Source organism: Ancylobacter sp. (assembly GCF_965249975.1).
Taxonomy (GTDB): Bacteria; Pseudomonadota; Alphaproteobacteria; order Rhizobiales; family Xanthobacteraceae; genus Ancylobacter.
In genome coordinates, this window is the sequence record NZ_CBDFNE010000004.1 from 254,282 (window position 1) to 267,174 (window position 12,893).

10 protein-coding genes are annotated in these 12,893 nt (G+C 68.2%); 7 read left to right on the forward strand and 3 right to left on the reverse strand.

Translation table 11 applies throughout. The features are described 5' to 3' along the window. The first annotated feature begins 93 nt into the window (after window positions 1-93). The 5 genes from ACP2AH_RS05695 (at window position 94) to ACP2AH_RS05715 (ending at window position 5,681) form a co-directional block, all read left to right on the forward strand. Window positions 94-1,254 (forward strand): glycosyltransferase, encoded by a 1,161-nt coding sequence (locus tag ACP2AH_RS05695; protein WP_425104927.1) that lies wholly within the window; start codon window positions 94-96, stop codon window positions 1,252-1,254. Beyond that, window positions 1,251-1,451: a hypothetical protein gene (locus tag ACP2AH_RS05700; protein WP_425104928.1), complete on the forward strand. Its 201-nt coding sequence runs from the start codon at window positions 1,251-1,253 to the stop codon at window positions 1,449-1,451. Before ACP2AH_RS05695 ends, ACP2AH_RS05700 begins: the two co-directional genes overlap by 4 nt. Then, on the forward strand, window positions 1,448-2,776 hold the full coding sequence (locus ACP2AH_RS05705) for a glycosyltransferase family 39 protein (RefSeq protein WP_425104929.1): 1,329 nt from the start codon (window positions 1,448-1,450) through the stop codon (window positions 2,774-2,776). The genes ACP2AH_RS05700 and ACP2AH_RS05705 overlap by 4 nt, the downstream gene beginning before the upstream one ends. A gap of 82 nt (window positions 2,777-2,858) precedes the next feature. Then, window positions 2,859-5,066, forward strand: a complete 2,208-nt coding sequence (gene ligA, locus ACP2AH_RS05710) for an NAD-dependent DNA ligase LigA (protein ID WP_425104930.1) — start codon at window positions 2,859-2,861, stop codon at window positions 5,064-5,066. A 57-nt stretch (window positions 5,067-5,123) separates the two neighbouring features. Then, window positions 5,124-5,681, forward strand: a complete 558-nt coding sequence (locus ACP2AH_RS05715; RefSeq protein ID WP_425104931.1) for a cysteine hydrolase family protein — start codon at window positions 5,124-5,126, stop codon at window positions 5,679-5,681. Between the two features lie 91 nt (window positions 5,682-5,772). Here the strand turns inward: ACP2AH_RS05715 and ACP2AH_RS05720 are convergent, their stop codons facing one another. From ACP2AH_RS05720 to ACP2AH_RS05730, 3 genes are all read right to left on the reverse strand, one after another. Then, on the reverse strand, window positions 5,773-5,925 hold the full coding sequence (locus tag ACP2AH_RS05720) for a DUF3309 domain-containing protein (RefSeq protein ID WP_244450564.1): 153 nt from the start codon (window positions 5,923-5,925) through the stop codon (window positions 5,773-5,775). 126 nt (window positions 5,926-6,051) lie between these two features. Further along, complete coding sequence (locus ACP2AH_RS05725) at window positions 6,052-7,878, reverse strand: aminopeptidase P family protein (RefSeq protein ID WP_425104932.1); 1,827 nt, start codon at window positions 7,876-7,878, stop codon at window positions 6,052-6,054. A 121-nt stretch (window positions 7,879-7,999) separates the two neighbouring features. Further along, window positions 8,000-9,304 (reverse strand): aspartate aminotransferase family protein, encoded by a 1,305-nt coding sequence (locus tag ACP2AH_RS05730; RefSeq protein WP_425104933.1) that lies wholly within the window; start codon window positions 9,302-9,304, stop codon window positions 8,000-8,002. Between the two features lie 99 nt (window positions 9,305-9,403). Between ACP2AH_RS05730 and ACP2AH_RS05735 the strand changes: the two genes are divergently transcribed. Both ACP2AH_RS05735 and ACP2AH_RS05740 read left to right on the forward strand, forming a co-directional pair. Next, window positions 9,404-10,276, forward strand: a complete 873-nt coding sequence (locus tag ACP2AH_RS05735) for a LysR substrate-binding domain-containing protein (RefSeq protein ID WP_425104934.1) — start codon at window positions 9,404-9,406, stop codon at window positions 10,274-10,276. 75 nt (window positions 10,277-10,351) lie between these two features. After that, on the forward strand, window positions 10,352-12,832 hold the full coding sequence (locus ACP2AH_RS05740) for an ATP-dependent helicase (protein ID WP_425104935.1): 2,481 nt from the start codon (window positions 10,352-10,354) through the stop codon (window positions 12,830-12,832). The last annotated feature ends 61 nt before the right edge of the window (window positions 12,833-12,893 follow it).

A 12,893-nucleotide genomic window follows, 5' to 3' on the forward strand; every position in this document is an offset into this window, starting at 1 on the left:
GTGGCGCCTGCCCCCTCGGAGGGCGTCGACTTCCGCGCCGGCCTGTCCTATTCGACTTGCGAACGCCCCTGTCCCTCGCTCCGCCGGCTTCCCATGACGTCCTCGCCGTCCCTCGCGCCCACCCAAGCCGGCACCGACAGTGCCGCGCCTGTCTTCCTCGCGGCACCGGCCGTGCCGCCTGATTTGACGGTGGTCATTCCCACCTTCAACGAGCGCGGCAATCTGGAGCCGCTGGTCGCGCGGCTCGCGCGCGTGCTCGACGGTCTCGCCTGGGAAGCCATCTTCGTCGACGACAACTCGCCCGACGGCACCGCCGACGCGCTGCGCGGCATCGGCCGGCGCGACCCGCGCATCCGCTGTATCCGCCGCGTCGGCCGGCGTGGCCTCGCCGGCGCCTGCATTGAAGGCATGCTCGCGGCACAGGCGCCGGTCGTCGCCGTCATGGACGCCGACCTCCAGCATGATGAGAGCCTGCTGCCGCGCATGTTCGAAGCGATGGGCGCCGGTGCCGATGTGGTGGTGGCGACGCGCTACGCCCCTGGCGGCGACGCGGAAGGCTTCAGCGCCTGGCGCGGCCGCGGCAGCCGGCTGGCCACGCTCCTCGCCCAGCGCGTGCTGCATGTGACCTCTTCCGACCCTATGAGCGGTTTCTTCATGCTGCGGCGGGATACCGTGGAGGAGCTGGCGCCGAAACTGTCGACCCAAGGCTTCAAGATCCTGCTCGACATTCTCGCCACCGCCAAGGGGCGGCTGAAGGTGACGGAGCTGACCTACAGCTTCGGCGTGCGGCAGAGCGGCGACAGCAAGCTCGACAACAAGGTGTTGATGGATTTTCTCGGCCTGATCGTCGCCAAGGCGACGGGCGGCCTTGTCTCGCTGCGCTTCCTGTCCTTCGCCACGGTGGGCGCGGCCGGTCTCGTCGTCCATCTCGCGGCGTTGCGCATCGGCCTCGGTCTGGCGCTGAGCTTCCTGGTGGCGCAGGCTATCGCCACGATGACGGCGATGACCTTCAACTATCTGCTCAACAATCTGCTCACCTATCGCGATCGCCGCCTGACCGGCTTCGCCTTCCTGCGCGGGTTGCTGGCCTTCTATGCCATTTGCGGCCTCGGCGCGGCGGCGAATGTCGGTGCGGCAGATTGGGCCTTTTACCAGACCAACCAATGGTGGCTCGCGGGCATCGCCGGGGCCTTCATCGGCGCAGTGTGGAACTATGCCATGAGCCGGGCGCTGGTGTGGAAGGACGCGGCGTGAACGCGCCACCCGCCGCCTCGTCGCCGGTTGCCTCCCTGTCGCAGGAGGCCGCGGCACGGGGGGCGCTGGTGCTGATCGGCCTCATGCTGGCGTGGCGGCTGCTGCTCGCCGCCTTTGTGCCGCTCGTGCCGGACGAGGCTTATTACGCGCTGTGGGCGCAGGGCTTTCCGCCGGCTATGTCGATCATCCCCCGATGATCGCGCTGTTCATCCGCGCCGGGCAGGAACTGGTGGGCGACACGCCGCTCGGCATCCGGCTGTTCAGCGTGCTGGCCGCTTTGCCAGCGAGCTGGTTCGTCTGGCGTGCGGCGGAAGAACTGCTGGAGGACAAGCGCGCCGGCGCGCTGGCGGCGGTTCTGTTCAACGCCACCATCTTCGGCTTTCTCGGGCTGACGCTGGCCACGCCGGATGCGCCGCTCGTCCTGTTCTGCGCCGCCATGGTGTGGGGCGCGGCGCGGTTGCTGCGCACACCTCGCCCGTGGCTGTGGCTTGCCATGGGTCTGGCGACGGGGCTGGCGGCACAGTCGAAATATTCCGGCATCATGCTGGCGGGTGGCTTCTCGCTGGCGGTTCTCGTGCTGCCGCCGCTCCGTCGGCAGTTGCTTACGCCGTGGCCATGGCTGGCGGGTGCGCTCGCGCTGCTCGTGTTCCTGCCCAACATCGCCTGGAACGCGACGCATGATTGGGCGACGTTGACCAAGCAGGGCGGCCGGGTGACGGCGCAGGCACCGTTTCGCCCCGGTTTCCTGCCGGAATTTGTCGGCTCGCAGATCGCGCTGGCGACCCCGCTCATCTTCCTTTTCGCCGTTCTCGGGCTGCTGCCGGGGCGCGCGGCGGCGATGTTCCGCCCCGGCTCAGGCCGGGCGCTGGTGCTCTTCCTGCTGTTCGTGCCGCTGGCCTATTTTCTGGTGCATGCGTTGCGCGCGCGCGTCGAAGGCAATTGGGTCGGCTTTCTTTACCCGCTGGTCGCCATCGCCGCAGCGGCCGGCATGCTGGCGCCGGCCGGCAGCGGATGGCTCGGGCGAAGCCTGCCGGGCCTAGCGCGGGCGACGCTGCCTCTGGCCTTTGGTCTCATTCTGGCGCTGGGCCTTCACGCGCTGTTCGTGCCCACCACGCTCGCCGGCAACAAAGACGCCATTGTGCGCATGACGCGCGGCTGGCCTCAGTTCGCTGCCGAAATCGACGCGCGTCGGCGGGAGATCGGCGCGACCGCGATCCTGACCAATGATTACCAAATGACCGCCATGCTGAAGCGCCAACTGCCTGGCGTGACCGTACGGCAATTCGACGAGCGCCAGCGTTATGCCTTCATGCATGAGCCCGAGCCGCTGACCCTGGCGGGGCCGCTGCTGCTGGTGCTCTCCACCTACCGGTCGTTCAACGAGATCGCCGCTGTCTATGGACGAACGGATCTCGGGGAGGTGTCGCGGCGTTTTCGCGACGTGACCATGCCGCCGGTGCGGCTGTTCCGGCTTGATCCGGTGGCGTCAAACCCGCCGAGACTTGTGCCTTCCGCGCCCTGATCGCGAGGCTTGAGCCGGCGGGCGATTTCTGGAAAGGGAGAGGGCCCCCGGCGGTGCCCCGCCCAAGCCTGCGGTGAGTGTGATGTCGCGATCCCCAACGTCTTCTTCCACCACGCCGGCCGACGAACTGCCGAACGTGGCCGCCGCCGAGGATGTCGCGGCAATGACCGCCGACGAGGCGGCCGTTGCGCACGCAAAGCTCGGCGAGGAGATCGCCGGCCATGACCGGCGCTATTACCAGGACGACGCGCCGACCGTCTCCGATGCGGAGTATGACGCGCTGCGCCGGCGCTATGAGGCGATCGAGGCGCAGTTTCCCGAATTGCGCGGCATGGGCAGCCTTTCGGAGAAGGTCGGCGCCACACCCTCCGCTAAATTCGCCAAGGTGCGCCATGCGGTGCCGATGCTCTCGCTCGGCAATGCGTTTGCCGATGAGGAGGTGGAGGAGTTCGTTGCCCGTGTGCGCCGCTTCCTTGGCCTTGCCACCGACGCGGAGGTGACCTTCACCGCTGAGCCGAAGATCGACGGGCTGTCCTGTTCGCTGCGCTACGAGAACGGCGTGTTCGTGCAGGCGGCGACGCGCGGCGACGGCTTCGAGGGCGAAGATGTCACCGCCAATGTCCGCACCATTGGCGAGATTCCCCAGCGGCTGAAGGCCGCGGATGTGCCGGCCGTGTTCGAGGTGCGCGGCGAGGTCTATATGGGCCACGACGCCTTTGCCGCCATAAATGAGCGCCAGCAGGAGGCTGGCAAGCCGCTTTTCGCTAATCCGCGCAACGCGGCGGCCGGCAGCCTGCGCCAGCTGGACCCGAAGATAACGGCGAGCCGACCGCTGCGCTTCTTCGCCTATGCCTGGGGCGAAGTGAGTGAGGTCGGGCTGCCCGCCGATACGCAGTTCGGCGTCATCGAGTCGTTCAAGCGCTGGGGTCTGCCGACCAACCCGCTCACCGTGCGCTGCCATACGGCGGCGGAGCTGCTGGCGCATTACCGCCTCATCGGGGAGCAGCGGGCCATGCTCGGTTACGACATTGACGGCGTCGTCTACAAGGTGGACAGCCTTGCGCTGCAGGGCCGGCTCGGCTTCGTCTCGCGCTCGCCGCGCTGGGCGTTGGCGCATAAATTCCCGGCGCAGCGGGCGGTCACAAGGCTGGAGCGGATCGAAATCCAGGTCGGGCGAACCGGGGCGCTGACACCGGTGGCCAAACTCGCGCCGGTGACGGTGGGCGGCGTCGTTGTCTCCAACGCTTCGCTGCATAATGAGGACTATGTCAGCGGCATTGGCGGCAATGGCGAGCCGATCCGCGGCGGGGTCGACATTCGCGAAGGCGACTGGGTGGTAATCCAGCGCGCCGGCGACGTGATCCCCCAAGTGGTGGCGGTGGAAATCGAGCGCCGTCCAGCCGATGCAAAGGCCTATATCTTCCCCACGCTGTGCCCCGCCTGCGGCTCCCATGCCGTGCGCGAGGAGGGCGAGGCGGTGCGCCGCTGCACGGGCGGGCTCATCTGCCCGGCTCAGGCGGTGGAGCGCATCCGCCATTTCGTCTCGCGCGACGCCTTCGACATTGAAGGGCTGGGCGAGAAGCAGGTGCAGGCCTTCTATGAGGCCGGCCTGGTAAAGCAGCCAGCGGACATCTTCACGCTCGAGGCCCGCGATTCCGCGCCCGGCGCGCTCACCCGCCTGAAAAACCGCGAAGGCTGGGGCGAGACCTCGGCGAAGAATCTGTTCGCCGCTATCGCCTCGCGCCGGCAGGTGCCCGTCAATCGGTTCCTCTATGCGCTCGGTATCCGCCATGTCGGTGAGACCAATGCCAAGCGCCTGCTGCGCCATTTCCCGACCATCGAGGCGCTGCGCGAGACGGCGCTAGCGGCGATACCCCCTGGCGAGGCACACCCCAAGGGCAACGAGGCCTGGCAGGAGATCATAGGCATCGAGGGCATCGGCGCGGTGGTGGCCGAGGCGGTGGTCGATTTCTTCGGCGAGCCGAACAACCAGGCAGCGGTCGAGGCGCTGCTGCGCGAGGTGACGCCCGAGCCCATGGAAGCGGTCGCCCGCTCCGGTGCGGTCAGCGGCAAGACGGTGGTGTTCACCGGCACGCTGGAAAAGATGACCCGCGACGAAGCCAAGGCCATGGCCGAGCGGCTGGGCGCCAAGGTGGCGGGCTCGGTGTCGAAGAAGACCGACTATGTCGTTGCCGGTGCCGATGCCGGCTCCAAGCTCGCCAAGGCACGGGAACTGGGCGTCGCGGTGCTCTCGGAGGATGAATGGCTGGCGCTGGTCGGCGCCAGTTGACAGGGAAGTGGCGCGGGGCCGACCTTGGCGCCCCCTTCATGACCATTGGAGCCCGCCGTGTCTGACACCGCGCTTCTCATCATCGATCTGCAGAACGATTATTTCCCCGGCGGCCGCTTCCCACTGGAAGGCACGGACGCCGCCGCCGCGAAGGCGGGCGAACTTCTCGCCCTGGCGCGCAAAGCGGGCGCCGGCGTGGTGCATGTGCGTCATGAAATGACCGGCGAAGACTCGCCGTTCTTCACGCGAGGCACGCCGGGCGCGGAGATCCATGCCAGCCTCGCACCGCAAGAGGGCGAGCCGGTCGTGGTGAAGGAGGAGGTGAACGCCTTCCTGCGCACCGATCTCGACAGCCTGCTGCGCGGGCAGGGGGTCTCCCGACTGGTGATCGTCGGCGCGATGAGCCATATGTGCGTGGACGCGGCGAGCCGGGCGGCGCTCGATCTCGGCTATGAGGTGACGCTCGCGCATGACGCGACGGCGACACTGCCGCTGGCCTTCAACGGCACGGAAGTTCCCGCGCCCGCCGTGCAGGCGGCGATGATGGCGGCACTGGAGTTCGCCGGCGCGAAGGTGGTGCCGGCGGAGGAAGCCGCAGCGGTGCTGCGCGGCTAAACGTTCACCCCGCCCCCGCGTTCGTTTCGCAGACACGAAAAAGCCGCCGCGGGGGGAGACGCGGCGGCTTTTCCACTCCGGTGCGCGACGGTCAGAGGCGCCCGGTCAGCATCATCACGATCAGGATCACCAGCAGGATGGTGACCAGACCGCTGGGGCCATAGCCCCAATTGCGGCTGTAGCCCCAGCTCGGCAGGGCGCCAATAAGGATAAGGATAAGAATAACGATAAGAATGGTGGTCATCGTCGAATCTCCAGCCGTCCCGTTACATCGGTCGCGGGGATAATGCCGGTCATCGACGATGGTTCCATTGAACCATTACCTATTTCTCGGCCGCTTGTGGCCGGTGGAGGCGCGGAAGCGACGCCATCAGAGCGGGGCCGTAGCGGCCTCCAGCCAGAGCCGGGTCGGCGCGTCGACCAGCGGGCCGATCTGTGCCCGCACCCGGGCATGATAGGCGTCGAGCCAGGCGATCTCGTCGGCTGTAAGCAAAGTGGGCTCGATCCCGCGCCGGTCGAACGGGGCCAGCGTCAGCGTCTCAAAACCGAGCAGCGTGCGCTCCGCCCCCTCGATCACCGGGCCGTCGACCACGATCTCGAGATTTTCCAGTCGGATGCCATAGGCGCCGGTCTTGTAGTAGCCGGGCTCGTTGGACAGCACCATCCCGCGCGCCAGCGGCACTGTGCCGACCTTGGAAAGGCGGGCCGGCCCTTCATGCACCGAGAGATAGGCGCCGACGCCATGGCCGGTGCCGTGGTCGAAATCCAGCCCCGCTGCCCAGAGGTGCTGGCGGGCGAAACTGTCGAGCTGCGCGCCCGAGGTGCCGAGTGGGAACACGGACCGAGCAATGGCGATGTGCCCCTTCAGCACCCGGGTGAAGCGGTCGCGCATCTCCGCGCTCGCCGTGCCGACGACGATGGTGCGGGTCACATCGGTGGTGCCGTCCTCATATTGCGCGCCGGAATCGATGAGGAACAATTCATCCGGGCGGATGGGCCGGTTGGTCGCCTCGCTGACGCGGTAATGCACGATGGCGCCGTTCGGCCCGGCGCCGGAAATGCTTGGGAAGGAAATGTCCTTGAGCGCGCCCGTCTCGCGCCGGAAGCTCTCCAGCGCACAGACCGCGTCGATCTCGGTCAGCCCGCCTTTCGGGGCTTCCGCGTCGAACCAAGCGAGGAAGCGGGCGAGCGCGGCGCCGTCGCGCCGGTGCGCGGCCCGCATGCCGTCAAGCTCGGCGGCATTCTTTGCCGCTTGCATCAGCGCGACCGGGCTCACCGCGTTGGAGACCTTGCCGCCTGCGGCCTCAATCCGCGCCGCCAGCAGCGCCGGAGCTGTCGCCTGGTCGAGCCGGACGGTGGCGCCGCCCGACGCCGCCATTTCCACGGCACGTTCCAGCAGCACCGGCTCGGCAATCTCGGCGATGGGCGCGAGGGCATCGCGTACCGCATTGGAGAGTTTGCGGGCGTCGATGAACAGCGTCGGTCGTCCGCTGCGCGGAATCAGCGCCCAAGACAGCGGCAGCGGCGTAAAATTCACGTCGCCGCCGCGAATGTTGAAGGTCCAAGCGACGGAATGCGGGTCGGAGATGACCAGTGCGTCGAGCTTCTGCTCGCCGATCGCCTTCTGCACCCTGGCGATCTTGTCGGCGGCGCTTTCGCCGGCCAGCGCCGGATCGCGTAGCGTCACGGGGGCGAGCGGGGGCGCCGGACGATCGCGCCACACCGCGTCTACCGGGTTGCCGTCCACCGCCACCAGCACCCCGCCGGCAGCGGCGGTGGCGCGGCGCAGCTTCTGCTCGCTGTCCACGGTGGTCAGCCAGGGGTCGTAGCCGAAATGAGCGCCCGCCGGCAGGTGCGTCTCCAGCCAGCGCTCGGGCGTGGTTTCCGCCAGCGGCACCACCGTGAAGGAGGTCGTGTCGACCTGCGCGGCGGCCTGCAGCGTGTAGCGGCCATCGACCACGATCGCCGCCTCGTTCCGCAGCACCAGCGCGACGCCGGCCGAGCCGGTGAAGCCGGTCAGCCAGGCGAGGCGCTCGTCGCAGGGCGGGACATATTCGTTCTGGTGCGCGTCGGCGCGGGGAATAAGGAAGCCGTCGAGCCCGCGTCGCTCCAGTTCCTCGCGCAGCAGCTTCAGGCGGGCGGTGCCGAGCGCGGGAGCGGCGGAATCGGCGAAGGTCTGGAACTTGGCGTCGAACATGATGGGCCTTGGTGCTGCACGGGCGGAATCTGATCGATCAGACCATGCCCGGCCAGCCGATGCCAGCGCCCTGTGCCGCCCGGATCGCTGCGCAGCGGTCCGGGCGGGCGCGGCGGGCGTCTCAGCCGCTGGCGGCTGTGATCGAGTCGGAGATGATCTCCAGCCCCAGGTCGATCTCCGCCTCGCTCACCGTGAGCGCCGGGGCGATGCGGAACACGCCGCCCATGCCGGGCAGTTTGACGATGTTCATGCTCAGCCCGCGCGTCATCGCCTCTTCCATGACGCGCGCGCCGAGCTCGAAGCCCGGCTCCTTGGTGCCGCGGTCGAGCACGATTTCCAGCCCCAGCAGCAGGCCGCGCCCGCGCACATCGCCGACGCAGTCATGGCGCTGCTGCAACGCGAGCAATCCGTCCTTCAGCCGCTGACCGCGCGCGATCGCCTGTTGCACCAGCCCGTCGCGCTCGACCACGTCGAGCACGGTGACGCCGACAGCGGCCGGAAGCGGATCAGAGACATGGGTGGTGTAGAACAGATAGCCCTTTTCATGCGCCTTCTGCTCGATCTCGGCCGTGGTCATGACAGCGGCGAGCGGCAGGCCGGCGCCGAGCGTTTTCGACAGCGTCATGATGTCGGGCGTCACGCCGTCGCGCTGGAAGGCAAACATGTGGCCGGTGCGGGCGATGCCAGTCTGCGCCTCATCGAGGATCAGCAGCATGCCGCGCTCCTCGCATTTCTGCTTCAGCGCGCGGAGATAGCCGGGTGGCAGTTCGAGAATACCGCCGCTGGACAGGATAGGCTCGGCGATGAAGGCGGCGAGCGCTCCGGTGGACTGGCGGTCGATCAGCGCGAAAGCGTCGTCGAGTTCTGTCTGCCAGTCATTCGCGCCGTCGGCATGGGCGAAGCGCGGGCGGTAGGAATTGGGCGCGGGAATGACGAAGGAGCCCGGCGTCACCGGTCCATAACCCCGCCGCCCGGCACTGTAGGTGGCGGCCGCCGCCGCGCCGGTCATGCCGTGCCAGCTCTGCGCGAAAGCGACGACCTCGTGCCCGCCGGTGACGAGCTTGGCCATGCGTAGCGCGGCCTCGTTCGATTCCGCGCCGGTGGAGAGCAACTGCACCCGGTCAAGCCCCGGGGCGAGCGCGGCGAGGCGGGAGGCAAGCTCCACCACGGGCCGGGACAGCATGCCGGAAAACAGATGCGCGACCCGGCCCATCTGCCGCTCGACGGTGGCGACGATGTCGGGGTGGGTATGGCCCAGCACCGCGCTCATCTGGCCGGAAGTGAAGTCGAGAATGCCGCGCCCGTCGGCGTCGTAGACGAAGCTGCCCTCCGCCCGCTCGACGATGATGGATTCGAAGCTGGGCCCATAGCGCGTGAGATGCGTGTTGGCGGCGGTCCAGAAGGCGGGATCGGCATTCAGCGACATGGCTCATCCCCGTATGGCGGTGGATAAGAGCTAGCGGTGGTGCCGCTCTCAAGCAAACTGATATTGTTTCATTCCGATATTGATGAAACTGATGGCGGCATGGCCGCCATTCCCGACCTCGACCTCGCTTTGCTGCGCAGCTTCACCGTCGTGGCGCGCGCCGGCTCGATCAGCGGCGCCTGCCTGCAGATCGGCCGCACCCAGTCGGCGCTCAGCATGCAGATGCACCGGCTGGAGAGCGCGCTCGGGCAGCCGCTGCTGCACCGCAGCGGCTCCGGCGTGCGTCTCACCACGGCAGGCGAGAAGCTGCTGGTGCATGCCGACGCCCTACTCGCGCGCCACGACGAAATCCTCGCCGACATGGTGGGCACCGGTCTGCGCGGCTCGGTCAGCTTCGGCTGCCCGGAGGACTATTCCGCCGCCTTCCTGCCGGAGCTTCTGCGCGGCTTCTGCGCGCTCTATCCCGATGTCGAACTGCGCATGGTCTGTGCGCCGACACTGGAACTTCGTCCGCTGCTGCACCGGCGGCAGATCGAGATGGCGCTGGTCTCGGTGCCCGATCCCGCTGGCGGCGACGTGATCCGGCCGGAGGAATTCGTCTGGGTGGCCCATGATCCCGCGCCCGCCGTGCTCGCGCAGGCCACCCTGCCGCTGGCGCTCTCCGCGCCGCTTACGCTCGACTACCGCGCCGCGTGCACGGCGATGGAACAGGTGGGACGGCGCTACCGGGTGGCGTTCGCCAGCAACAGCCTTGCCGGCCTGATCGCGATCGCCCGCTCCGGCCATGCGATTGCGGTGCTTACCCGCATGGCGGTGCCGCCGGACCTGCACATCGTCACGCAGGGCATGCCGGCGCTACCCAGCATAGGCATCGCGCTGGAATATGCCGATCCGCGTCCCTCGCTGGCGGCGCGGGCTCTGGGCGCCCATATCGGTGCCGAGCTGCCCGCGCTGGGCTATCGCGCCAGCTGAAAACCTCGCCAATCCGAACCGCCCTCGCCAAACGGGCATGCCGGTGCCATTTTGTTCCGCCAAGAATCATTCATCATGACTGTGAGCAGGCCGTTGGCCGACCCCCGAAACACCCCGGACGGTGACCCCGCCGATTTCCCCTTCGACCTGCCGGCGGCCTCCCCGCGCCCCGGTGGCATCGCCGCGCGCGCGGCGGCGCTGGCGCGTCCCGACGGGGCCGGGCACGCGCGCGGCGTCTATCTCGACGGCCTCAACCCCGAGCAGCGGGCAGCGGTGGAGGCGACCGACGGCCCCGTGCTGGTGCTGGCTGGCGCCGGCACCGGCAAGACACGGGTGCTCACCACCCGCATCGCCCATATCCTCTCGCTCGGCCTTGCCTGGCCCTCGCAGATTCTTGCCGTGACCTTCACCAACAAGGCGGCGCGGGAGATGAAGGAGCGCATCGGCGCCATGGTCGGGGAGGAGGTGGAGGGCATGCCTTGGCTCGGCACCTTCCACTCCATCGGTGTGCGGATGCTGCGCCGGCATTCGGAACTGGTGGGGCTGAAATCCGGCTTCACCATTCTCGATACGGACGACCAGATACGGCTGCTCAAGCAGTTGCTGCAGGCCGAAGGCGTTGACGAGAAGCGCTGGCCGGCCCGGCTGCTGGCCAACATCATCGATGGGTGGAAGAATCGCGGCCTCGGCCCGGCGCAGGTGCCGGCGGGCGAGGGCTCTGCTTTTGCCAATGGGCGCGGCGGCGCCTTCTACGCCGCCTATCAGGCACGGCTGAAGGCGCTCAACGCCGTCGATTTCGGCGACCTGCTGCTGGAGAGCATCCGCCTGCTGCGCGAGAACCCGGACGTGCTGGCGGAGTATCACCGCCGCTTCCGCTACATTCTCGTCGACGAATATCAGGACACCAACGTCGCGCAGTATCTCTGGCTGCGCCTGCTGGCGGCGGGTTCGCGCAATGTCTGCTGCGTCGGCGACGACGACCAGTCGATCTATGGCTGGCGCGGGGCGGAGGTGGACAACATCCTGCGCTTCGAGGCCGATTTCCCCGGCGCCACCGTGGTGCGCCTGGAGCGCAACTACCGCTCCACCGGCCATATCCTCGGCGCGGCGGCCCACCTCATCGCGCATAATGCGGGCCGGCTCGGCAAGACACTGTTCTCGGAAGGCGAGAGCGGCGAGAAGGTCACGGTCACCGGTGCATGGGACAGTCAGGAAGAAGCCCGCGCCATCGGTGAGGAGATCGAACAGCTTCAGCGCCAGGGCCATGCGCTGACCCAGATCGCCATTCTGGTGCGCGCCTCGTTCCAGATGCGCGAGTTCGAAGAGCGTTTCGTCACGCTGGGTTTGAACTACCGTGTCATCGGCGGCCCACGCTTCTATGAGCGGGCGGAAATCCGCGACGCGCTGGCTTATCTGCGCGTCATCGCCTCGCCGTCCGACGACCTCGCCTTCGAGCGCATCGTCAATGTGCCCAAGCGCGGTCTGGGCGACGCGGCGCTGCGGCAAATTCATGATCACGCCCGCGCGGCGCAGCTGCCGCTGATCGAGGCGGCGCGCGAACTGGTGGCGAGCGAGGAGCTGAAGCCGAAGGTGCGGCTCACCTTGCGCGACCTCGTCGCTTCCTTCGATCGCTGGCGGGACCAGATGACGAGCCTGCCGCAGAACCAGCTGGCCGAGATCGTGCTGGACGAATCCGGCTACACCGAGATGTGGCAGAAGGACCGCTCCGCCGACGCGCAGGGGCGGCTCGACAACCTGAAAGAACTCGTGCGCTCGATGGAGCAGTTCGAGAACCTCATCGGCTTCCTTGAGCATATTTCTCTCGTGATGGATGTCGAAGGCGCCGCCGGCGGCGATGCCGTCAACATCATGACGCTGCATTCGGCCAAGGGGCTGGAATTCGACACGGTGTTTCTTCCCGGATGGGAGGAGGGCGTGTTCCCCAACCAGCGCGCGCTGGACGAGCAGGGCCGCGCGGGGCTGGAGGAAGAGCGCCGCCTCGCCTATGTCGGGCTCACCCGTGCGCGGCGCCGCGCCAAGGTCTTCTTCGCCTCCAACCGGCGCATTCACGGCATGTGGCAGTCGGCGGTGCCGAGCCGCTTCCTTGACGAATTGTCGGAGAAGGACGTGGAGGTGACGGAGTCGCGCGGCGGGCAGGGCTGGGGCGGCGGCCAGTCGGGGCGCTATGGCTATGGCCCCAGCCGCTTCGACGAGGCGCAAACCTTCGGCTCCTCCTATTCGACGCCCGGCTGGCAGCGGGCGCAGAACGCCGCGCGCAGCAATAGCGACGGCGGTGGCTTCTCCGGTGGCAGCGTCAGCGACAACCGGCCCTCCCGCTTCGCGGCCAGCGAGAAGGCGCGCGGCGGCCGGGTGATCGAGGGCGAACTCATCGCCAAATCGACCGGCCCGGCCTCCCGCTTCGCTATTGGCGACCGCGTCTTCCACCAGAAGTTCGGCTATGGCGAGGTCGCCTCGGTGGAAGGCAACAAGCTCACCGTGCAGTTCGACAAGGCCGGCGAAAAGAAGGTGGTGGACAGCTTCGTCGACGCCGCATGAGCGGCGGAGGCGCTCGCGCGCTGGCGTTCGGGCGCGTCCTCGCTTACAGACGCGCACCATG

Bases quoted from the DNA above. Each gene is read 5' to 3' on its own strand.
- ACP2AH_RS05725 (WP_425104932.1), bottom strand. From the start codon at position 7,878: ATGTTCGACGCCAAGTTCCAGACCTTCGCCGATTCCGCCGCTCCCGCG.
- ACP2AH_RS05740 (WP_425104935.1), top strand. From the start codon at position 10,352: ATGACTGTGAGCAGGCCGTTGGCCGACCCCCGAAACACCCCGGACGGT.
- ACP2AH_RS05720 (WP_244450564.1), bottom strand. From the start codon at position 5,925: ATGACCACCATTCTTATCGTTATTCTTATCCTTATCCTTATTGGCGCC.
- ligA (WP_425104930.1), top strand. From the start codon at position 2,859: ATGTCGCGATCCCCAACGTCTTCTTCCACCACGCCGGCCGACGAACTG.
- ACP2AH_RS05730 (WP_425104933.1), bottom strand. From the start codon at position 9,304: ATGTCGCTGAATGCCGATCCCGCCTTCTGGACCGCCGCCAACACGCAT.
- ACP2AH_RS05695 (WP_425104927.1), top strand. From the start codon at position 94: ATGACGTCCTCGCCGTCCCTCGCGCCCACCCAAGCCGGCACCGACAGT.
- ACP2AH_RS05735 (WP_425104934.1), top strand. From the start codon at position 9,404: ATGGCCGCCATTCCCGACCTCGACCTCGCTTTGCTGCGCAGCTTCACC.
- ACP2AH_RS05705 (WP_425104929.1), top strand. From the start codon at position 1,448: ATGATCGCGCTGTTCATCCGCGCCGGGCAGGAACTGGTGGGCGACACG.